Consider the following 21985-nt stretch of genomic DNA (forward strand, 5'->3'; position numbering starts at 1 on the left):
CCCTATGCTTTTTTCAATGAACGTTATTTCGACGCGGCGCTCTTTTCAGCCGTCTCTTTTTTCTTCTGTCCGGAAAAGGTCATCAGCCGAGCGATCTCCCGCTTGATCTGTTTCATCCGATTGGGATTCTCGACATGGCCCGAAACCGCCTGGAAGCGCAAGTTGAAGAGCTCTTTCCGCAGCTCTTTCTCTTTCTCTGCAAGCTCCTCGACCGTCATCTCTTTATAGTCTTTGGCTTCCATCTCTTATGCCTCTCCGCGCGATACGAACTGGGTTGCAATCGGAAGTTTATAGGCGGCCAGTCGAAAGGCCTCCTTCGCCACTTCCGGGGTCACCCCCTCCATTTCGTAGATAATCCGGCCCGGCTTTACGACGGCCACCCAATATTCGGGCGCCCCTTTTCCTTTGCCCATACGGGTCTCGGCCGGCTTTTTCGTGATCGGCTTGTCCGGAAAGATTCGAATCCAGATCTTTCCTCCCCGCTTCACGAAACGGGTCATCGCGATACGGGCCGCCTCGATCTGCCTGGCCGTAATCCACCCCGGCTCCATCGCCTTGAGGCCGAAATCTCCAAAACTCAAATCGGAGCCCCGATAAGCCTTGCCGGACATCCGACCCTTCATCCGCTTTCGATACTTTACTTTCTTAGGAGCCAGCATGCTTTCCTCTCACCTCTTACTTTCTTGTCGTGGCGGCGAGCTCGCGTTCCTTCTCCGTCTCGGGAAGGATATCGCCTCGATAAATCCAAACCTTCACGCCGATCTGTCCCATGGTCGTCGCCGCCTCGGCCAACCCGAAATCGATGTCGGCCCGGAGGGTGTGAAGCGGAACCCGTCCCTCGCGATACCACTCGGTCCGGGCAATCACAGCACCGGCCAAACGTCCCGCGCAGTAGACTTTAATCCCCAAAGCGCCCAAGCGGAGCGCGGAGGCGACCGCTTTCTTCATGGCCCTCCGATAAGCGACCCGCTTTTCCAGCTGCATTGCGATGTTCTCGGCGACGAGCTGCGCATCCAACTCCGGCTTCTTGATCTCTTTGATGTTGATGTAGACCTGCCGCTTGGTCATCGCCTCAAGTTCAACCTTGAGTTTGTCGACCTCCGCCCCTTTTCTCCCGATGATAATGCCGGGACGGGCGGTGTGGATGGTGATCTTGATCTGGTTTCCGGAGCGCTCGATTTCCACGCGAGCAACCCCCGCGTGGTAGAGCTTCTTTTTGACGATCTTCCGGATCTTTAAATCTTCATGGAGGAGCTTGGCATAGTCTTTCTCGGCATACCAACGCGAGCTCCACGTTTTGATGTAGCCTAACCGAAACCCCAATGGATGGACTTTCTGACCCATTATTTCTCCTTATCGGCAGCGGCCGATTTTCCTTCGGTCTTCTTTTTTCCGCTCTTTTTTTCCGGTTTCTTTTCCGTCTTCTCACTCTTTTTCGCCGTCGTCTTCTTCGCGGCGGTCTTCTTTTTTACCGTTCTCTTCGCCGCCGGCTTCTCTTCCACCACCTTTGTCTCAGCGGCGGGGGCGACGCGGGAAGCTTTCGGCTTCTTTAACCCATTCTCCGAGCCGGAGATAATCAAGGTGATGTGGCTCGTGCGATGCCGGATGATATTGGCCCGGCCCATCGCCCGCGGCTGCATCCGCTTCATCACCGGTCCGCCGTCGACGAAGACTTTGGAGACCTGGAGCGTATCGACATCTCCCATCTCTTTCTGTGTCGCATTCGCCACGGCCGATTTTAAAATCTTCTCCACCACACGCGCGGCATGCCGCGGCGTAAATTTAAGGATGATCAGTGCTTCCGCAGCGCTCTTGCCTCGGATGAGATCGACCACCAGCCTTGCCTTCCGGGGCGCTACACGGACAAACCGTAAAATGGCTTTCGCTTCCATTTAAACTCCACTCCTCAACCGTCCAGGACAGCGGGATCGCTGCGGAACGCTGGAACAAACGATTACTTTAAGGCCGTCGCCTTCTCGGTTTTTGCAGCGCCGTGCCCCTTGAAGAAGCGGGTCGCCGCAAATTCACCCAGCTTGTGACCGACCATGTTTTCCGTCACATAGACCGGAATAAACTTCTTACCGTTATGGACGGCCATGGTATGGCCGATCATCTCCGGAATGATCGTCGACCGTCGCGACCATGTCTTGATGATCTTCTTATCATTCGACGCGTTCATCTTGGTAATTTTATCGGCCAGATGATTATCGACGAAAGGTCCCTTTTTTACCGATCTCGGCATCGCTCACCTTTTAGTCTATTTTTATGTGAGGGCCTGTGCGGCAACTGAAGGAGATATGTCCTCCACTGCCCCCACGCCCCGCGCTCGCATGGGCCAAGCCCACTGCTCGCTTTATTTACAACTCGTCTCCGGGATAGCGATCTCGCGCCCCGCGGCTCGCACCGGCAAAGCCGGCTGCTCGCCTTAATGGATCCTTGACTACTTCTTATTTCTTCGTTTGATAATAAAAGCGTCGGTATATTTTCTTCGGCGCGTTTTATAACCTTTTGTCAGCTGTCCCCAAGGAGAGACCGGATGGGGATTTCCCTGACCCGCCTTCCCCTCGCCCCCGCCGTGCGGATGGTCGACCGGGTTCATCGCAACCCCTCTTACCGTCGGCCGACGGCCGAGCCAGCGGCTTCGGCCGGCCTTTCCCAGCGTGTAATTCTCATGATCGATATTTCCGACTTGACCGATCGTCGCCATACACTCGGAGTGAATCAAACGAACCTCGCCCGACCCGAGCCGGACCTGCGCCCACTCGTTTTCCTTCGCCATGAGCTGCGCGGAGACGCCGGCGCTTCTCGCGATCTGGCCCCCCTTCCCCTTCTTGAGCTCGATGTTATGAATCATCGAACCGACGGGGATATTCGCCAGCGGAAGGGCATTGCCGGTCCGGACTTCTGCATTCGGTCCCGACATCACCTGATCTCCGACTTTCAGACTGTCGGGGGCGATCATGTAGCGCTTCTCGCCGTCTGCATAGAAAAGCAACGCGATCCGAGCCGATCGATTGGGATCATACTCGATCGCAGCCACCTTCGCCGGAATGTCGAATTTCTCCCGTCTGAAATCGATCTGCCGGTAAGCCCGCTTGTGCCCGCCGCCGCGATGGCGAACGGTCAGCTTTCCCCGGTGATTCCGTCCTCCCGAGGAGGTTTTCGGGGAGATGAGCCGCTTCTCCGGCTCGGTTTTTGTAATTTCCTCAAAGGTCAGCCCCTGCGCGGAACGGCGACCGGGCGATGTCGGTTTATAGGTCTTGACTCCCATCGATTGAATAACCTCTAGCTAAAATGAACTTCGCTTTTATCCTTCGAACAGCGTCAGCTTCTCACCCTCTTTCAGGGTAACGATCGCCTTCTTCCAATCGGGACGCTTCCCGACAAACCGGCCGAGTCGCTTTTCCTTACCGAGGACGTTCACGATGTGAACGCTTTCGACCTTCACGTTCAAGGTCTCCTCGACGGCCCGCTTGACCTCGGTCTTGTTTGCCTTCGGACGAACCATAAAACAATATTTGTTATATCCTTCACGCAACAGCGTGCTCTTCTCCGTCAAAACCGGACGGACGATTAAATCATGCCGATTCATGGTTACCCCACACTTCTACAAGCCTGGCGATGTCCCGCCGCGTGGTCAGGAGCGTATCCGCCAGAAGGAGATCATAGACGTTTAACTGCCGAACCTCCTGCACCTTCACCGCCGCGAGATTGCGGGTGACCCGGCCGAGGTTTTCCGTTATCTGAGAGACGACCAGGAGAATCTTTCCCTCCAGACCGAGCCGACTGAGCAGATTCACCATCGACTTTGTCTTGGGCTCGGAAATCTCCAGATCCTCCAGAACGACCACCCGTCCCTCTTGAACTTTGGAGGAAAGGGCCGAGAAGAGCGCCTTCCTTGCTTTCTTCTTCGGGATGTCATAACCATAGCCGCGCGGGAGCGGTCCGAAGGTCGTCCCTCCCCCCCTCCAAATGGGAGATCGGTTCGATCCGGCACGCGCCCGTCCCGTTCCCTTCTGCTTCCACGGCTTTTTTCCGCCGCCGCTGACAAACCCTTTTGTCTTTGTCGCAGCCGTTCCCTGACGCATCGATGCCAGCTGCATCTGGACGATTTCGTGAAGAAGCCCTCTCGAAACTTCTGCGCCGAAGATCGGCTCGTCGAGCGTGAGGGTTCCGGTCTTCTCGTTCTGCATATTTTTAACTTCTACGTCAGGCATGATCCCCTCTACTTCTTCGCCGCTTCGGCCGGCTGTTTCTTGATCTTCTGCTTCTTCGACTTGCGGATCAGCACCAATCCCTTTGGACTCCCGGGAACCGCTCCTTTAATGAAGATCAGGTTCTCGTCCAGCCGGATCTCGATGATCTGCAACCCTTCGGTCGTCACCTGCTCATTCCCCATGTGTCCCGGCATTCCCTTGTTCTTCCAGACGCGGGAGGGGAAAGAGCTCGCTCCGATCGATCCGGGGTGCCGGTGGAACATCGAACCGTGTGTGGCGGGACCGCCGGCATAATGGAAGCGTTTCATAACCCCCTGAAAACCTTTTCCCTTCGAGACGCCGGTGACATTGACGATCTCTCCCTTCTGGAAGATATCCGCCTTGATCACTTGGCCGAGGGTGATCCCATTGAGGTCTCCCTTGAATTCCTTCAGCACCCGCGCGGTGGTGACGTCCGCCTTTTTAAAATGGCCTCGTCCCGGGCGGTTGATCCGGTGTTCCTTGACCTCATCGAAGGAGAGCTGCGCCGATTGATATCCCTCTTTCTCGGCCGTCTTGATCTGAACGACCTTGCAGGGGCCGACCTCCAGGACGGTGACGGGGACCAACTTCCCCTCATCCGTATAGACCTGCGTCATTCCAAGCTTATATCCGATTAACCCGTTTACCATCTCTATCACCATTTTATGTGGGGGCCTGTGCGGCAACTGAAGAAGATCCGTCCTCCATTGCCCCCACGCCCCGCGGCTTGCACCGGCAAAGCCGGCTGCTCGCCTTATTAAAACATCTCTCGCCTTAGAGTTTAATCTCCACGTTGACGCCGGCCGAAAGGTTGAGCTTCATCAAGGCATCGACCGTTTCGGGCGTCGGCTCCAAAATGTCGATGAGACGTTTATGGGTCCGGATCTCGAATTGCTCCCGGGACTTTTTGTCGACGTGCGGCGATCTGAGCACTGTGTATTTGTTGATTTTCGTCGGCAGAGGAATCGGACCGGCCACTTTGGCGCCGGTTCGCTTTACCGTATCGACAATTTCACCCACCGATTGGTCGAGAACACGGTAGTCATACGCCTTTAAACGAATTCGAATTTTCTGATTCACAATTCCTCTTTTTCTATGTGGGGGCCTGTGCGGCAACTGAAGAAGATATGTCCTCCAGTGCCCCCACGCCCCGCGCTCGCATGGGCGAAGCCCACTGCTCGCTTTGTTTATCTACAACTGACCTACTTAATGATTTTAGTAATAACGCCGGCGCCGACGGTTTTGCCCCCTTCGCGGATGGCGAATCGGAGGCCTTCTTGCATGGCGATCGGCATGATCAGCTCGACTTCCATGGTGACGTTGTCTCCGGGCATGATCATCTCCGGCAGCTTCACAACGCCGGTGACGTTGGTGGTGCGAAGGTAGAACTGAGGCCGATATCCGTTGAAGAAGGGGGTGTGTCGGCCTCCTTCTTCTTTGGTGAGGATGTAGGCTTCGGCGTTGAAGACGGTGTGCGGGGTGATACTCGCAGGCTTGGCGAGCACCATGCCGCGCTCGACGTCTTCTTTCTTCGTCCCTCTTAAGAGCACTCCGATGTTATCTCCGGCTTGTCCCTGGTCTAAGATTTTGCGGAACATCTCTACTCCGGTAACAACGGTCTTCTGGGTCGGCTTGATGCCGACGATTTCGATCTCGTCTCCGACTTTGACGATCCCTTTCTCGCAGCGGCCGGTGACGACGGTGCCTCGCCCGGAGATGGAGAAGACGTCTTCGATCGGCATGATGAAGGGCTTGTCGATCTCGCGCTGAGGGGTGGGAATATAGCTGTCGATGGCGTCCATCAATTTCATGATCGCCTGCTCTCCCATCTCCCCTTTGTCCCCCTCTAGGGCTTTCAGTGCAGAGCCGATGACGACGGGGATGTCATCGCCGGGGAATTCATATTTGCTCAGCAGCTCTCGGACTTCCAGCTCTACGAGTTCCAATAGCTCTTTGTCGTCGACCATGTCGGCTTTGTTCAAGAAGACGACAATATACGGCACTCCGACCTGGCGTGCAAGCAGAATATGCTCGCGCGTCTGGGGCATGGGACCGTCGGCCGCTGAGACGACTAAGATGGCGCCGTCCATCTGGGCCGCCCCGGTGATCATGTTCTTGACGTAGTCGGCATGCCCCGGGCAGTCGACATGGGCGTAGTGGCGCTTATCCGTCTGGTACTCTACATGCGCAATAGCAATGGTGATGCCGCGCTCTTTCTCCTCGGGGGCTTTGTCAATCTGATCATATGCTAAGTACTCGGCAAACTTCTTCTCCGCTAACACTTTCGTGATCGCAGAGGTCAACGTCGTCTTCCCATGGTCCACATGCCCAATCGTCCCAATGTTCACATGCGGCTTCGTCCGCTCAAATTTCGCCTTCGCCATCTATCCCTCCAAAAAAATTCAGGGTTGAATATAAAATTTATAAACCGGTGTTAAGCAGCGGTCCCTTGATTCTTTGCAATAATCTCATCGGAGATATTTTTCGGAACCACATCATAGTGGGCAAATTGCATTGTGAAGACGCCGCGCCCCTGCGTCATCGACCGAAGATCGGTCGCATAACCGAACATCTCCGCGAGCGGGACCTGCGCGGAAATGACCTGCGCGCCTCCCCGCATTTTCATTCCAAGAATTTTTCCCCGCTTGGAGCTGAGGTTCCCGATGACATCGCCCATGTACTCTTCAGGAACGATCACCTCTAAATCCATGATCGGCTCCAACAGCGCCGGATTGGCCCGCTTCGTCGCTTCTTTGAAGCCCATCGACGCGGCAATCTTAAACGCCATCTCCGAGGAGTCGACCTCGTGGTACGATCCATCGGTAAGGATCGCTTTGAAATCGACCATCGGATAACCGGCCACCACGCCGGAGGTCATCGCTTCGCGAATCCCCTTCTCTACCGCAGGGATGTACTCTTTCGGAACCGAACCCCCGACGATCTTATTGACGAACTCGAATCCTTTTCCCGGTTCCTGAGGCTCGACCGTCAACCAAACATGTCCATACTGTCCCCGGCCGCCCGACTGCCGGATATATTTTCCTTCCGCCTCGGCCCGGGTCTGGATCGTTTCCCGATAGGCGACCTGCGGCTTTCCGACGTTTGTCTCGACCTTAAATTCTCTTTTCAACCGATCGACGATGATCTCCAGGTGCAGCTCCCCCATTCCCGAGATGATCGTCTGCAACGTCTCTTCATCGGTGGAGACGCGCAGCGAGGGGTCTTCCTGAATCAGCTTCTGCAACGACAGCCCCAACTTTTCCTGGTCGGCTTTCGTCTTCGGCTCAATCGCCATCGCGATCACCGGCTCCGGGAACTTCATCACTTCCAGAAGGACCGGATGGTTTTCATCGCAGAGGGTATCTCCCGTCGTGGTATTTCTCAATCCAACCGCCGCGGCGATATCCCCGGCATAAACTTCCTTGATATCTTCCCGCTTATTCGCATGCATCTTCAGAATCCGGCCGATCCGCTCTTTATTCTCCTTGGTCGAATTATAGATGTACGAGCCGGAGGTCAAGACGCCGGAGTAGACGCGGAAAAAGGTCAGCTGGCCAACGAACGAATCGGTCATAATTTTAAAAGCCAACGCGGAGAACGGCTCGTCGTCACGGACTTTTCGAATCAGCTCCGCGCCGGTTTTCGGATCAATCCCCTTCATCGGCGGAACATCCAGCGGAGAAGGAAGATAATCGACCACCGCATCGATAAGAAGCTGAACCCCTTTGTTCTTAAAAGAAGCGCCGCAGAGGACCGGGACGATCTTCATTGTCAGCGTCCCCTTGCGGAGCGCCGCCTTGATCTCTTCCGGCGTGATCGTCGCGCCGTTTAAAAACTTTTCCATCAGCGTATCGTCGATGTCGGCGAGCGCCTCGATCATCTTATCGCGATACTCCTGCGCCGTCGCGCGGAGCTCTTCCGGAATTTCATCGACGACATATTTCGCGCCGAGCGTCTCATCATCGAAGAAGACCCCCTTCATGTTGATCAGATCGATCGGCCCCCGGAAAGCCCCTTCTTTCCCGATCGGGATCTGAATCGGAACGGGTCGCGCACCGAGCCGATCGACGATCGATTGAACGCTCGTGAAGAAGTCGGCACCCGTCCGGTCCATTTTATTCATGAAGGCGATTCGGGGAACACCGTATCGATCGGCCTGCCGCCAAACCGTTTCCGACTGCGGCTCGACCCCTTGCACGGAGTCGAATACCGCCACGGCCCCGTCGAGGACCCGAAGCGACCGCTCCACCTCAATGGTAAAGTCGACATGGCCGGGGGTGTCGATGATGTTGATCCGATGGCCTTTCCAGTAGCAGGTCGTTGCCGCGGAGGTGATGGTGATGCCCCGCTCCCGCTCCTGATCCATCCAATCCATCGTCGTTGTTCCCTCGTCGACCTCGCCGATCCGATGCGTGACCCCGGTATAAAAAAGGATCCGCTCGGTCGTGGTCGTTTTTCCAGCGTCGATGTGTGCCATGATCCCGATGTTTCTAATTTTGTCTAAAGGATATTCGCGTGGCATTTTTTTACTCCCTTTTTTGCTTCTCCGGTGTCAAGATGCAAGGGGAGATAAGTAAAAAAGGTGAAGGCGCGTGCCTTCACCCGAAGGTATTCGATCGAACAATTACCAGCGATAATGGGCAAAGGCTTTATTGGCCTCGGCCATCTTGTGCGTATCCTCTCGCTTCTTAACAGCGCCGCCCGTATTGTTCGACGCGTCCAGCAGCTCGGCGGCCAGCTTCTCTTCCATGCTTCTTCCCGAACGCTGTTTGGCGTAAAGAGTGATCCAACGGAGCGCCAGCGTGGTCCGGCGATTCTGACGAATCTCCACCGGAACCTGATAAGAGGCCCCGCCGACACGACGGGACTTCACCTCCACCATCGGCTTTACATTATCGATGGCCGCCTTGAAAACCTTGATTGGATCTGAGCCGCTCTTCTGCTTAATGACATCAAGCGCGCTGTAACAGATCCCCTCAGCGATGCTCCGCTTCCCTTGCCGCATCAGCATGTTGATAAACTTTGCGATCAAGCGATCGCCGAATTTCAGATCCGGAAGAATTTCTCTTTTTGCCGCTACTCTTCGCCTTGGCATCTTATCCTCAATGGAAAATCAAAATCGAGGCACCCCGCCTTACATCGGCGGGGGCCTTCACACGAAAGACAATGGAACCTAATTTGATTTGTGCACCAAACCCGCGGCAAGTCGGAAACAACGCACTCTGCGGCGTTCAGTGGGCGGGCCGCGAAGCGGCCCGTCAGATTACTATTTGGGCGTTTTAGCCCCGTATTTGGAACGACCCTGTTTCCTATTCGCGACGCCGACCGTGTCGAGCGCGCCGCGAACGATATGGTAGCGAACGCCCGGGAGATCTTTCACCCTTCCACCCCGAACCAATACGATCGAGTGTTCCTGAAGGTTGTGGCCGACACCCGGAATATAAGAGGTCACTTCAATGCCGTTGGTCAGACGAACACGCGCCACTTTTCTCAAAGCGGAGTTCGGTTTCTTCGGTGTCGTCGTGTAGACGCGAACACAGACCCCCCTCTTTTGCGGAGATTCCTTCAGGGCGGGACTTTTTGTTTTCGAGTGCGCTCTCTCGCGTCCCCGCTTGATCAGTTGGTTAATGGTCGGCACAGACCTTCCTCCTCATAGGCACCAAAACTGTGGAAGTATAGTGAAAGAATTCTGAAATGTCAAGCAGTTTATTCCGATGCCGCAGGCTCCTCCGTCGGTGCCGGCAGCGCCGGGACCGCCTCCTGTGTGGCGACGGCCGCTTCCTCCTGCTGAGGCACCCTCACATAGACATCTCGATACGATCCGAGCCCCGTTCCGGCCGGGATGAGCCGCCCGACGATGACATTCTCCTTCAGACCCAAGAGATCGTCGGTTTTTCCGCTGATCGCCGCTTCGGTCAACACCCGCGTCGTCTCCTGGAAGGAGGCCGCCGAGATGAAGCTGTCGGTCGAAAGGGCTGCCTTGGTGATGCCGAGCAGAATTGGTTTTCCGATCGCCGGCCGTCCACCCTTGGCCATGACCCGATCGTTCTCCGCCTGGAAGGCGAACTTGTCGACCTGGGTGCCGATCAGGAACTCGGTATCCCCCGGCTCTTCCACCTTCACCTTCCGGAGCATCTGACGGACGATGATCTCAATATGCTTGTCGTTGATCGAGACCCCCTGCAGCCGGTAGACCTCCTGCACTTCATCGACCAGATATTTCTGAAGTTCTTTCGGTCCGAGGACGTCGAGAATGTCGTGCGGATTGGCGGAGCCGTCCATCAACGGCTCTCCGGCATGGACCCAGTCTCCCTCATGGACGTTGACATGTTTTCCCTTCGGGATGTAATACTCGCGGGCGTCGCCCATCTCGTTCCGGACGATCACTTTCCGCATTCCTTTGACGAACCCGCCGTATTCGACGGTTCCATCGATTTCGGAGATGACCGCCTGCTCTTTCGGTTTTCTTGCCTCGAAGAGCTCGGCCACGCGGGGAAGACCGCCGGTGATGTCTTTGGTCTTCGTCGTTTCACGCGGAATTTTCGCCAGGACATCTCCCGGAGAAACCGTCTGCCCCCGTTCGACGAGAATATGAGCTCCCGCCGGCAACAGGTAGCGCGCCACGGCGGCGGAGCTGGAGATCTTCGCCGTCTTCCCGCCGTCGTCTTTAATAGAAACCCGGGGCCGAAGATTCGATCCGGGATAATCGACGATCACCCTTCTTGACAATCCGGTGACCTCATCGACCTCTTCCCGCATCGTCTGCCCTTCGACGATGTCTCCGAAGGCGACCTTTCCGCCGACCTCGGTCAAGATTGAGAGAGAATAGGGATCCCATTCGACCAGCTTCTGGCTCGCTTCGACCCGTCCGCCGTCTTTGACCTTGATCCGGGCGCCATAGACGACCGAGTATTTCTCTTTTTCACGGCCGGTATCATCATAGATGGCGATCTTTCCGTTCCGGTTCATGGCGACCATGTCGCCGTCTTTGTTTTTCACCGTGTTGAGGTTAAGGTATTTGAGAATACCGGTATTCTTCGCCTCCAGAACGGTCTGCTCGATCACCTTGCTCGCCGTACCGCCGATGTGGAATGTTCTCATCGTCAGCTGTGTTCCCGGCTCGCCGATCGACTGTGCTGCAATGACGCCGACCGCCTCGCCCCGTTCCACCAACCGACCGCGGGCCAGATCCCGTCCGTAACATCGGACGCAGACACCGCGACGCGCCTGGCAGGTCAACACCGAGCGGATCTTCACCTTGTCGATACCGGCATCGATCACCTCTTGGGTTCGTCGCTCATCCAGTTCTTCGTTCAGGGCACAAATGAGCTCGCCGGTGATCGGGTCGCGAATCTCTTCCGCGGCGATCCGACCGAGGAGACGCTCTTCCAACGGCTCAATCACCTCTCCCCCTTCGACCAGGGAGGTGACGGTAATCCCATCGACCGTTCCGCAATCGAGGTCATTGATGATGACATCCTGGGCGATATCGACCAGACGCCGTGTCAGATAGCCGGAGTTCGCCGTCTTCAACGCGGTGTCGGCCAGACCCTTTCGGGCGCCGTGCGTCGAGATGAAGTACTGCAACACGGTCAACCCTTCCCGGAAGTTGGCGGTGATCGGGGTTTCGATGATCTCGCCGGACGGCTTCGCCATCAACCCTCTCATTCCGCCGAGCTGACGGATCTGCTGCGTGCTGCCGCGGGCGCCGGAATCGGCCATCATGTAGATCGAGTTGAACTGCGCCCCCTTCGCCTTGTTGGAGCCTTTCTTGACATTCTCTTCTTCTTGGGCCAGCTCTTTCATCATCTCGCTGGCGACGACTTCGGTCACATGCGCCCAGATATCGACGACCTTGTTGTATCGCTCGCCGTTGGTGATGAGCCCTTCCGCATACTGCTTCTCGATCTCCAACACCTCTTTTTTGGCCTTTTCGATCGACACTTCCTTCTTTGACGGAATATGCATGTCGTCGATGCAGATGGAGAGGCCCGCTCTGGTGGCGTAGTAGTAGCCCATCTCCTTCACCCGATCGAGAAGAAGGACGGTCTCGCGATGACCTGCCTCGCGGTAGGCGGTGTCGATCAGCTTCATCAGCTCTTTCTTGTTGAGCACCTTGTTGATCGCCGCAAACGGAATCGAGGGGGGAAGAATCTCTCCCAGGATCACCCGTCCGACGGTCGTCTCGACCAAGCTGCCGTTTTTCTTGACCTTGATCCGAGCATGCTCTTCGACCTCTTCATGGTCGTACGCAATCCGCACCTCCTCGTCGGAAGAGAAGGTCTTCCCTTCTCCCCGTGAGCCGGCGCGCTCTTTCGTCAGCCAATAGCAGCCGAGGACCATGTCTTGAGAGGGAACCATGATCGGCTTGCCGCTGGCGGGCGAGAGGATGTTGTTGATCGACATCATCAGAATACGCGCTTCGATTTGTGCTTCGACCGAGAGCGGAACATGCACCGCCATCTGGTCTCCGTCGAAGTCGGCGTTGAATGCGGCGCAGACGAGCGGATGAAGACGAATCGCCTTCCCCTCGACCAACACCGGATCGAACGCCTGAATGCCGAGACGGTGCAGCGTCGGCGCCCGGTTCAACAGCACCGGATGCTCGCGGATCACCTCGTCGAGCACATCCCAAACCTCCGGCTTCTCTTTCTCCACCATCTTCTTGGCGCTCTTGATCGTGGTGACATAACCGCGATCTTCCAGCTTCTGAAAGATGTAGGGTTTAAAGAGCTCGAGCGCCATCTTCTTCGGCAGGCCGCATTGATGGAGCTTGAGCTCCGGCCCGACGACGATCACCGACCGTCCCGAGTAATCGACCCGCTTTCCGAGGAGGTTCTGACGGAACCGCCCCTGTTTTCCCTTGAGCATGTCGGAGAGCGACTTCAACGGCCGCTTGTTCGGTCCGCGAATCGCGCGCCCGCGACGCCCATTGTCGAAGAGGGCATCGACCGATTCCTGCAGCATCCGCTTCTCGTTTCGGATGATGACCGCCGGCGCCTTCAGCTCGATCAGCCGCTTGAGCCGGTTGTTCCGGTTGATGACGCGGCGATAGAGATCGTTCAAATCCGATGTCGCAAACCGTCCCCCGTCCAACGGAACCAGTGGACGGAGCTCAGGCGGCAGGACCGGAACGACATCGAGGATCATCCACTCCGGACGGTTTCCCGACTTCCGGAACGATTCGATGACCTTCAGCCGCTTCGTCAGCTTCTTCTTCACCGCGGCCGAGCTTGCGTCGGCGACCTTCACATGCAGCTCGTCCCAGAGCGGATCGAGGTCGATCTTCCTTAACAATTCACGAATCGCCTCGGCCCCCATGTCGGCGCGGAATCCGTTGACCCCATGCTCCTCGATCAGAGCGCGATAGCGGTCTTCGGTCAGGATCTCTTTCTCTTTCAGGTCGGTATCCTTCGGATCGACCACCACATAGTTTTCAAAATAGAGCACCCGCTCGAGCTGCTTCAACGTCATGTCGAGCAGTGCGCCGATGCGGCTCGGAACCCCCTTTAAAAACCAGATATGCGCCACGGGAGAGGCGAGCTCGATATGCCCCATCCGCTCGCGACGCACCTTCGACTGGATCACCTCCACGCCGCATTTATCGCAGACGATTCCACGATGTTTCATCCGCTTGTATTTTCCGCAGTTGCACTCCCAGTCCTTGATGGGGCCAAAGATCCGGGCGCAAAAGAGCCCATCCCGCTCCGGCTTAAAAGAGCGGTAGTTGATCGTCTCTGGCTTTTTCACCTCGCCGTAGGACCAAGAGCGAATCTTCTCGGGCGAGGCGATACGAATACGGATGGCATCAAAAGAGATCGGGTCTTTCGATTTCTCGAACAGACTGCTAATCGCATCGACCTTACTTGTTGTCTCCATTGAACCTCCAAAAGTTAAAAATAAAAGTGAAACGATCAGCCATCAGCGATCCCCTATCCGCTTTACGCTGAGGTCGGACCGCTGACGGCTGACACCTTGTTTACTCTTTCCCCTTGATCAACTCCACATCGAGCCCCAAGCTTTGGAGCTCTTTGATCAACACGTTGAACGACTCCGGCAGTCCCGGCTCAAGGAAGTTCTCTCCCTTGACGATCGCCTCGTAGATTCGGGAGCGACCGGGGACATCGTCTGATTTCACCGTGAGGAACTCCTGCAGAATCGATGCAGCACCGTACGCCTGAAGCGCCCAGACCTCCATTTCTCCGAGCCGCTGTCCGCCGAACTGCGCTTTTCCGCCGAGCGGCTGCTGCGTCACCAGAGAGTAGGGGCCGATCGAGCGCGCGTGGATCTTGTCATCGACCAGGTGATGGAGTTTCATCATATACATATAACCGACCGTAACGGCCCGGGTGAACGCTTCCCCGCTTTTCCCATCATAGAGGACCGTCTGACCGGAGGTCGGGAGTTTCGCCTTTGCCAGCATCTCCTTGATCTCTTTCTCCGTTGCGCCGTCGAAAACCGGGCTCGCCACATGCATTCCGAGCGCTTTCGCCGCCCAACCGAGATGGGTCTCCAAGATCTGCCCGACGTTCATACGAGAGGGGACGCCGAGCGGGTTCAGAACAATCTCCACCGGTGTTCCATCCGGAAGATACGGCATCTCCTCTTCCGGCAGGACGCGGGAGACAACCCCCTTGTTGCCATGACGACCGGCCATCTTGTCGCCGACCTGAAGCTTCCGCTTCATCGCGATGAAGACCTTGACGAGTTTGATGACCCCCGGAGGAAGCTCGTCGCCTCGCTTCAGGCGGCCCGCCTTCTCGTCGTAGATCGTCTGTAAGATATCGACCTGCTCCTTGGTAAAGGCCTCGATCCGATCGATCTTCTCCTGCTCTTCCGGCTCGTTGAGGGAGATGTTCTTCAACTCCTCATCCGGAATCCGGTCGAGGATCTCCTTCGTGATCTTTTTCTTCTTCTTCAGAAGGATTTCGCCGGTCTCCGGATCGACGATATCGATCCCGGCCAGCTTCCCGAACAAGAGCTTTCGGATCTTCTTGTGCTTTTCCTCTTCGATGATCCGGAGCTCGTCCTGATGGTCGCGCTGCAGCCGGATCGTATCTTCGTTCTCGATGCTCTTCGTCCGCTCATCTTTCTCGACACTTTTACGAGAGAAGATCTTCACATCGACGACGGTTCCTTCAATCCCCGGCGGCACATAGAGCGACGCATCTTTCACATCGCCCGCCTTTTCGCCGAAGATCGCACGGAGCAGCTTTTCTTCCGGCGTCAGCTGAGTCTCCCCTTTCGGAGTGACCTTTCCGACCAGGATATCTCCCGGCTTCACCTCGGCGCCGATTCGGATGATCCCCGACTCGTCGAGGTTCTTCAACGCATCTTCGCTGACGTTCGGAATGTCGCGCGTGATCTCTTCTTTACCGAGCTTGGTATCGCGGGCTTCGAGCTCGAACTCTTCGATGTGAATCGAGGTGAAGAAGTCTTCCCTCACCAGCTTTTCGGAGATGAGGATCGCATCTTCGAAGTTATACCCGCCCCACGGCATGAAAGCAACCAGCACGTTCCGGCCGAGCGCCAGCTCACCCTGATCGATGGCGGGACCATCTGCGAGAACATCTCCCTTTTTCACCCGCGTTCCGACCGTGATGACCGGCTTTTGGGTGATGCAGGTGTTCTGGTTCGACCGCTGGAACTTGATCAGATTGTAGACATCGAGCGCCACCTCCGGATCGTCGGAAGCGTTCTCCTTCTCCTTGCGTGTCAGCTCCGCCTTTACGACGATTCGGGTTGCATCGACACTTTCCACGACGCCGCCCCGTTTCGCCAAAACGACATAGCCGGAATCGCGCGCCACGATCGCCTCCATCCCGGTCCCGACAAACGGGGCCTCGGTGGCAATCAACGGCACCGCCTGACGTTGCATGTTCGATCCCATCAGCGCCCGGTTCGCATCGTCGTTCTCCAAGAAGGGGATCAACGCGGTCGCGACGCTGACGATCTGTTTCGGCGAGACGTCCATATATTCCACCCGGTCTGCCGGCACCATCACGAAATCGCCTGCATACCGTGCAGAGATGCTGTCGGCGGTGATCTTCCCTTTGCCGTCGACCTTGGTATTCGCCTGAGCGATGACATATTTATCGCCATCGATCGCCGAGATGAATTCGATCTCCTCGGTCACCCGCCCGTTCTTCACCTTCCGATACGGAGATTCGATGAAGCCGAACTCGTTGACGCGCGCATACGTCGCCAAAGAGGTGATCAAGCCGATGTTGGGCCCTTCCGGCGTCTCGATCGGGCAGATCCGGCCGTAATGACTTGGATGAACGTCGCGAACCTCGAATCCGGCCCGCTCCCGGGTCAAACCGCCGGGACCGAGGGCGGAGAGACGCCGCTTGTGGGTGATCTCCGCCAGCGGATTGGTCTGATCCATAAATTGCGAGAGCTGGCTGCTTCCGAAGAACTCTTTGATGACGGCGATCACCGGCTTGGCATTGATCAGATCATGCGGCAAGACCGTCTCGAGATCGAGCAGGTTCATCCGCTCTTTAATCGTCCGTTCCATCCGGACCAATCCGATCCGGAACTGATTCTCGAGCAATTCCCCGACCGATCGGACACGCCGGTTGCCGAGATGATCGATATCCTCGATCTCACCCTTTCCGGTTTTCAGATTGACCAGGTACCGGATCACTTCGACGATGTCCGGCGCCGTCAGCGTCCGCTGCTCCAACGGGAGATCCAGGGTGAGCTTCTTGTTTAGCTTCAACCGTCCGACCGGCGAGAGGTCATACCGTTTCGGGTTATAAAAGAGATTGTCGAAGAGAAGGCGCGCCGTCTCCATCGTCGGGGTCTCCCCCGGACGAAGGCGTCGGTAGATCTCAACCATCGCCTCATCGGGAGAGGCGACCTTGTCGACCGCCAGTGTATCCCGAATCACCGGAAGAACCTGGATGTTGTCGATATAGAGCACCTTGATTTCACTGATGCCGGCCTCGACGATCTTCGACAGAACCGCATCGGTTAATTCATGGTTGCGCTCCAGCAGAACCTCGCCGGTGTTCGGATCGATGATGTCATTGAGGACCGCCTTTCCGATCAACTCTTCCTTCGGATACGGGATCTCCTTGACCCCTTCGGTCTTCATCCGCTTGATGACCCCTTTGGTCATCTTGGCCCCTTCTTTGGCGAGGACCTCTTTTTCTTTCTTATCCATGAAGTCGATCGGCGCTTTGATCCCGGAGTGGATCTCGGGATCAAGCTTTCTCAAAAACGCGCCGTCGGTGATCTGGACCTCTTCGATCGGGTAGAAGAGCTTGAGGATCGACTCCTCCAAGCTTCCCCCTTCGACCTTTCCTTCCCGTCCGGCCAGGGTGAACTTCTTCTCCTGCTTGTCCCCTTCTACTTGCGCGAAGGCTTTCAAGAGAATGGTGGCGGGAAGTTTGCGGCGGCGATCGATTCGGACATAGAGAATGTCTTTTGCGTCGAATTCGAAATCGAGCCATGAGCCGCGATAGGGGATAATCCGGGCCGAATAGAGCACTTTGCCGCTGGCGTGCGTTCTCCCTTTGTCGTGTGTAAATGCGGCGCCGGGAGAGCGCTGAAGCTGGCTGACGACCACCCGCTCCGTGCCGTTGATCAGAAAGGTGCCGTTCTCGGTCATGAGCGGAAGCTCACCGATATAGACCTCCTGTTCCCGGACGTCGCGAACCTTCTTCGAATCTCCTTTGCTCTCTTTATCCCAAACGACCAACCGGACGCGGATCTTCAACGGGGCTGCAAAGGTCATTCCCCGCTCCAAGCACTCCTGCACATCATACTTCGGGCTTCCGATCGAATAATCGATGAACTCGATCATCGCCGTGTCGTTGTAATCAGAGATCGGAAAGACGCTCGTGAACGCCGACTGCAGCCCGATATCTTCCCGCTGCTCGGTGGTTGCATCCCGCTGCAGGAAGCGCTCGTAGGACTGCTGTTGGATCTCAATCAGATTCGGGATCGGTATCTGAATGCTGATTTTGGATAAGTCGTTCCTCTCCCGGGTACCATTTTCGGTGCTCTGTGCCATTAAAACCTCCTAGAATCGGATTTAAAGGAAATCTGCAGACCCTGCCGAAAACTCCGACGGCGGGGAATACCATTCCCTTTCGAACGGCCCCGCCTCATCGAATATAGATCTTCCGATTGTGAATGCAGATGAACCTTCAAACGACTCGGATAAAAAATCGATTTTGAAGACGCACCAGAGTTTGGAAATAAGGTAAAGCTATTTGATCTCGACCTTCGCTCCCGACTCTTCCAGCTTCTTCTTCATCGATTCGGCCTCATCCTTGGAGACGCCGCTCTTGACGGTCTTCGGAGCGCCTTCAACGAGGTCTTTCGCTTCCTTCAAGCCGAGGCTGGTCAGCTCGCGGACCACCTTGATCACCTGGATTTTCTTGTCGCCGCCGGCCGTCAGAACCACATCAAATGCCGTCTTCTCTTCAGCCGGGGCTGCCGCTGCACCACCGCCGCCGCCTGCCGGAGCCGCCGCCATCGCCATCGGGGCCGCTGCGGTGACGCCGAAGCGCTCTTCCACCATCTTAATCAACTCGGCCAATTGAAGTACAGGCATCTTCTCGACTGCTTTGATGATCTGATCGTTCGTTAATTCCATTTCCTCTGTCTGTGCCATCTTCGGTTCTCTCCTCGGTTAAATGAACAGGTTAAGTTGCGTAATGGTGTTTGATTTAAATCTTCTCTCTAGCGCCTAGGCTTCGGGGGTCTGGCGTTTCTCATGGACCGCCTGGAGCGTTCTGGCGAATTTGCTTAAGACCCCATTGAGGGTTCCCGCAAGGCCGTAGAGCGGCGACTTGAGGCGGCCGACAAACTGGCCGATCAACACTCCCTTGGAAGGAAGCCGCGAGATCTGCTTCAGCCGGGCGGGGTCGACGACCTGATTTTCAACCACGCCGACCATGATTTTTAATTTCTTCTGCTTCTCGGCAAGGGTGTTCAACGCTTTTGCCGGGGCGATCGGATCTTCATAACCGAGGGCAATGGCGATCGGACCCTTGAAATAAACGGCGATTCCTTGAAGCGATGTTCCCTGCGCGGCCCGAATGGCGAGGGTGTTCTTCACCACCTTGAACTCTCCCTTTGCGCGCCGCAGCTCATTCTTTACAACGCGAATCTCTTCGACCTCCATGCCGGCATATTCGGCCAGGACCGCCACTTTCGCCCTGGCGAACTTCTCCTGCAGCTCTGCAATCATTACCGCTTTTTCTTCTTTTTTCATCTCTCGCCCTTGCTCGATTGTTTTAGTTCAATATCACATGCCGCCGTGAACGACAAGAGGCGCTTATGCAGCACCTTGGCCGATGTTGCCGACATCGACCGCAATCCCGGGGCTCATCGTCGATGAGATCGTAATTCCTTTGACATACGTTCCCTTCGCCGAGGCCGGTTTTGCCTTGACGATCGAATCGATCACCAATTCGGCGTTTTCAAAGAGCTGGGTGGGGCTAAAGGAGATCTTGCCGACCGTGACATGGATGATGCCGGCTTTCTCAACGCGGTATTCCACCTTTCCCTGTCGGATCTCTTTGATCGCCCGGGTGATATCGAATGTCACCGTCCCGGTCTTCGGGTTCGGCATCAATCCGCGGGGACCGAGCACCTTTCCCAAGCGGCCGACCGATCCCATCAAGTCGGGGGTGGCGACCACCGTGTCGAATTCAAGCCATCCCTGATTAATTTTTTCGATTAGATCGTCCAAGCCGACATAGTCCGCGCCCGCCTGGGTCGCCTCTCGTTCCTTCTCCCCTTTGGCAAAGACCAAGATACGAACCTTTTTCCCCGTGCCGTGAGGAAGGACGACCGATCCGCGGACCATCTGGTCGGAGTGTTTCGGATCGACACCCAGCCGGACCGCCATGTCGACGCTCTCATCGAACTTGGCATAATGAACTTCTTTAAGCAGGTTGACCGCCTCGTCGAGCTTATAACCTCTGTCCTCGATCTTTGCGACTGCTGCTTCGTATTTTTTACCCATTTTCCCCTCGAATTAAATGTCTCGCGACACGGATCTCAATCGTTCCCGGAATCGGTTAAATTACTCGACCTGGATTCCCATGCTGCGCGCGGTCCCTTCGACAATTTTGCGCGCCCCTTCGAGATCGACCGCATTCAGATCCTGCATCTTTGTCTTTGCGATCTCTTCGACCTGGGCCCGCGTCACCTTTCCTACTTTATCCTTGTGCGGCACCGCCGACCCTTTGATGACACCGGCCGCTTTCTTAAGAAGTTCGGAAGCGGGAGGACTCTTGGTGATGAAAGTAAAAGAGCGGTCGGAATAAATGGTGATCACGGCCGGAATAATCGTCCCTTCCTGACCCTGGGTCTTCGCATTAAATGCCTTACAGAACTCCATAATGTTGACGCCGTGTTGACCCAAGGCCGGGCCGACAGGCGGAGCCGGATTTGCCTTGCCCGCCGGAATCTGGAGCTTCACCATTCCTGTAACTTCTTTTGCCATTTGATCTCCTTAAGAATCGAATGAACGACTCATTGAACGGCGACTGCGTCGCTCTAGACCTTCTCCACCTGAAGAAAGCTCAGCTCCACCGGGGTCGATCTTCCGAAAATACTGACCAACACCTTCACCTTGCTCTGATCCGGGTTCACCTCATCGATCACCCCGTTGAATCCGAGGAAAGGCCCATCGGTGATCCGAACCTGATCTCCCTTTTCAAACTGCATCTTCTCGCGAGGCTTCCCGACCCCCTCATCCATCTGCTTGAGAAGCACGTCAACTTCATGCTGAGAAAGAGGCGAGGGGACTGTTCCCCCGCCCAGAAACCCGGTCACCTTGGGGGTGCTCTTCACCAGTTGCTGGAGCTCATCGTCCAGCATCATTTCAACGAGAACATATCCGGGAAAGAACTTCTTTGTGGAGACCCGCTTCTTTCCCTCTTTGATCTCGACCACCTCTTCGGTTGGAATGAGGACCTTACCGACCCTTTCTTCCAAACCGAGCGCTTTGATCCGCTCTTCCAGACTGGCCTTGACGCGTCCTTCATAACCGGAATAGGTATGAATGACATACCAGTTTTTATCCATCAGACACTCCTTCATCCTCAACAGAGGGACTTAGACGACCAAGCGCAGTAGGCGGACCAAGACGGCATCCACAACGGCAAGAAAAATGGAGACGATGAGGGTAAATACGATGACCACTGTGGTCGATCCGACCGTCTCGCTTTTGCTCGGGAAGGTAACCTTCGAAAGCTCGCTTCGAACATCCTTTGTGAAGTCGGTAACAGATTGAAAAATCCGATTTATCATATGACCTTCCTTAACCCTCCGCCCTTGCCCTCTGTCGAATGCGCGCGCCTTTTACGGTGACTCTCATCTGGCAGGCCAGGAGGGATTCGAACCCACAACATGCGGTTTTGGAGACCGCCGCTCTAACCAATTGGAGCTACTGGCCTAATCGCTGACAGCACACTACTTCACTTCTTTATGAGGTGTGTGCTTCCGACAGGAGTTGCAATATTTCTTGAGCTCGATCCGATCGGGGGTATTTCTTTTGTTTTTGTTCGTCGAGTAATTTCGCCTTTTACAATCGGTACAGGCCATCGTAACAATATCGCGCATGGTTTGACCCTATTCTACTTAATGATTTTAGTAATAACGCCGGCGCCGACGGTTTTGCCCCCTTCGCGGATGGCGAATCGGAGGCCTTCTTGCATGGCGATCGGCATGATCAGCTCGACTTCCATGGTGACGTTGTCTCCGGGCATGATCATCTC

22 protein-coding genes, 1 tRNA gene and 1 pseudogene are annotated in these 21985 nt (G+C 55.9%); all 24 read right to left on the reverse strand.

The genetic code is table 11. The features are described from left to right. Nucleotides 1–23: 23 nt before the first annotated feature. On the reverse strand, nt 24–242 hold the full coding sequence (locus tag HY282_03955) for a 50S ribosomal protein L29 (GenBank protein MBI3802897.1): 219 nt from the start codon (nt 240–242) through the stop codon (nt 24–26). Nucleotides 243–245: 3 nt separating this feature from the next. Next, nucleotides 246–659 carry a 50S ribosomal protein L16 gene (rplP, locus tag HY282_03960; protein MBI3802898.1) on the reverse strand — a complete coding sequence of 138 codons (414 nt, stop codon included), beginning with the start codon at nt 657–659 and terminating at the stop codon, nt 246–248. A gap of 16 nt (nt 660–675) precedes the next feature. Further along, the gene (rpsC, locus tag HY282_03965) at nt 676–1344 is read right to left on the reverse strand and encodes a 30S ribosomal protein S3 (protein ID MBI3802899.1); all 669 of its coding nucleotides are present in this window, start codon (nt 1342–1344) and stop codon (nt 676–678) included. Next, nucleotides 1344–1892, reverse strand: a complete 549-nt coding sequence (gene rplV / locus HY282_03970; GenBank protein MBI3802900.1) for a 50S ribosomal protein L22 — start codon at nt 1890–1892, stop codon at nt 1344–1346. The genes rpsC and rplV overlap by 1 nt, the downstream gene beginning before the upstream one ends. Nucleotides 1893–1954: 62 nt before the next feature. Then, the gene (gene rpsS / locus HY282_03975; GenBank protein ID MBI3802901.1) at nt 1955–2242 is read right to left on the reverse strand and encodes a 30S ribosomal protein S19; all 288 of its coding nucleotides are present in this window, start codon (nt 2240–2242) and stop codon (nt 1955–1957) included. Between the two features lie 198 nt (nt 2243–2440). Then, nucleotides 2441–3271, reverse strand: coding sequence for a 50S ribosomal protein L2 (gene rplB / locus HY282_03980; protein ID MBI3802902.1), 831 nt, complete (start codon nt 3269–3271; stop codon nt 2441–2443). 36 nt (nt 3272–3307) lie between these two features. Next, nucleotides 3308–3592, reverse strand: coding sequence for a 50S ribosomal protein L23 (locus tag HY282_03985; GenBank protein ID MBI3802903.1), 285 nt, complete (start codon nt 3590–3592; stop codon nt 3308–3310). Beyond that, nucleotides 3579–4217 carry a 50S ribosomal protein L4 gene (rplD, locus tag HY282_03990; GenBank protein MBI3802904.1) on the reverse strand — a complete coding sequence of 213 codons (639 nt, stop codon included), beginning with the start codon at nt 4215–4217 and terminating at the stop codon, nt 3579–3581. Before rplD ends, HY282_03985 begins: the two co-directional genes overlap by 14 nt. An 8-nt stretch (nt 4218–4225) precedes the next feature. Then, the gene (gene rplC, locus HY282_03995) at nt 4226–4888 is read right to left on the reverse strand and encodes a 50S ribosomal protein L3 (protein MBI3802905.1); all 663 of its coding nucleotides are present in this window, start codon (nt 4886–4888) and stop codon (nt 4226–4228) included. 124 nt (nt 4889–5012) lie between these two features. Further along, entirely contained in the window at nt 5013–5321 is a 309-nt protein-coding gene (gene rpsJ / locus HY282_04000; GenBank protein ID MBI3802906.1) for a 30S ribosomal protein S10, read from the reverse strand. A 119-nt stretch (nt 5322–5440) separates the two neighbouring features. After that, nucleotides 5441–6622, reverse strand: a complete 1182-nt coding sequence (tuf, locus tag HY282_04005; GenBank protein ID MBI3802907.1) for an elongation factor Tu — start codon at nt 6620–6622, stop codon at nt 5441–5443. 50 nt (nt 6623–6672) lie between these two features. Further along, complete coding sequence (gene fusA, locus HY282_04010) at nt 6673–8760, reverse strand: elongation factor G (GenBank protein ID MBI3802908.1); 2088 nt, start codon at nt 8758–8760, stop codon at nt 6673–6675. 102 nt (nt 8761–8862) lie between these two features. Beyond that, nucleotides 8863–9333: a 30S ribosomal protein S7 gene (rpsG, locus tag HY282_04015; GenBank protein MBI3802909.1), complete on the reverse strand. Its 471-nt coding sequence runs from the start codon at nt 9331–9333 to the stop codon at nt 8863–8865. Between the two features lie 171 nt (nt 9334–9504). Beyond that, entirely contained in the window at nt 9505–9876 is a 372-nt protein-coding gene (locus HY282_04020; protein MBI3802910.1) for a 30S ribosomal protein S12, read from the reverse strand. A gap of 68 nt (nt 9877–9944) precedes the next feature. Continuing rightward, nucleotides 9945–14117, reverse strand: coding sequence for a DNA-directed RNA polymerase subunit beta' (rpoC, locus tag HY282_04025; GenBank protein ID MBI3802911.1), 4173 nt, complete (start codon nt 14115–14117; stop codon nt 9945–9947). A 100-nt stretch (nt 14118–14217) separates the two neighbouring features. Further along, nucleotides 14218–18261 carry a DNA-directed RNA polymerase subunit beta gene (rpoB, locus tag HY282_04030; GenBank protein MBI3802912.1) on the reverse strand — a complete coding sequence of 1348 codons (4044 nt, stop codon included), beginning with the start codon at nt 18259–18261 and terminating at the stop codon, nt 14218–14220. A 198-nt stretch (nt 18262–18459) separates the two neighbouring features. After that, nucleotides 18460–19470, reverse strand: a pseudogene (gene rplL / locus HY282_04035) (50S ribosomal protein L7/L12). A 63-nt stretch (nt 19471–19533) separates the two neighbouring features. Further along, on the reverse strand, nt 19534–20226 hold the full coding sequence (locus tag HY282_04040) for a 50S ribosomal protein L1 (protein ID MBI3802913.1): 693 nt from the start codon (nt 20224–20226) through the stop codon (nt 19534–19536). A 60-nt stretch (nt 20227–20286) separates the two neighbouring features. Next, nucleotides 20287–20709, reverse strand: coding sequence for a 50S ribosomal protein L11 (gene rplK, locus HY282_04045; GenBank protein MBI3802914.1), 423 nt, complete (start codon nt 20707–20709; stop codon nt 20287–20289). A gap of 53 nt (nt 20710–20762) precedes the next feature. Next, nucleotides 20763–21293: a transcription termination/antitermination protein NusG gene (gene nusG, locus HY282_04050; GenBank protein MBI3802915.1), complete on the reverse strand. Its 531-nt coding sequence runs from the start codon at nt 21291–21293 to the stop codon at nt 20763–20765. A gap of 30 nt (nt 21294–21323) precedes the next feature. Further along, nucleotides 21324–21518 carry a preprotein translocase subunit SecE gene (gene secE / locus HY282_04055; protein MBI3802916.1) on the reverse strand — a complete coding sequence of 65 codons (195 nt, stop codon included), beginning with the start codon at nt 21516–21518 and terminating at the stop codon, nt 21324–21326. 68 nt (nt 21519–21586) lie between these two features. Next, nucleotides 21587–21664: transfer RNA gene (locus tag HY282_04060), tRNA-Trp, on the reverse strand. Nucleotides 21665–21680: 16 nt separating this feature from the next. After that, a complete protein-coding gene (gene rpmG / locus HY282_04065; protein MBI3802917.1) occupies nt 21681–21830 on the reverse strand; it encodes a 50S ribosomal protein L33 in 150 nt (49 codons plus the stop codon). A gap of 14 nt (nt 21831–21844) precedes the next feature. Next, nucleotides 21845–21985, reverse strand: a 141-nt coding sequence (gene tuf, locus HY282_04070; GenBank protein MBI3802918.1) for an elongation factor Tu, incomplete at its 5' end; no start/stop codon positions are given.

The sequence above is a fragment of the Candidatus Manganitrophaceae bacterium genome, assembly GCA_016200325.1.
Lineage (GTDB): Bacteria > Nitrospirota > Nitrospiria > SBBL01 > Manganitrophaceae > Manganitrophus.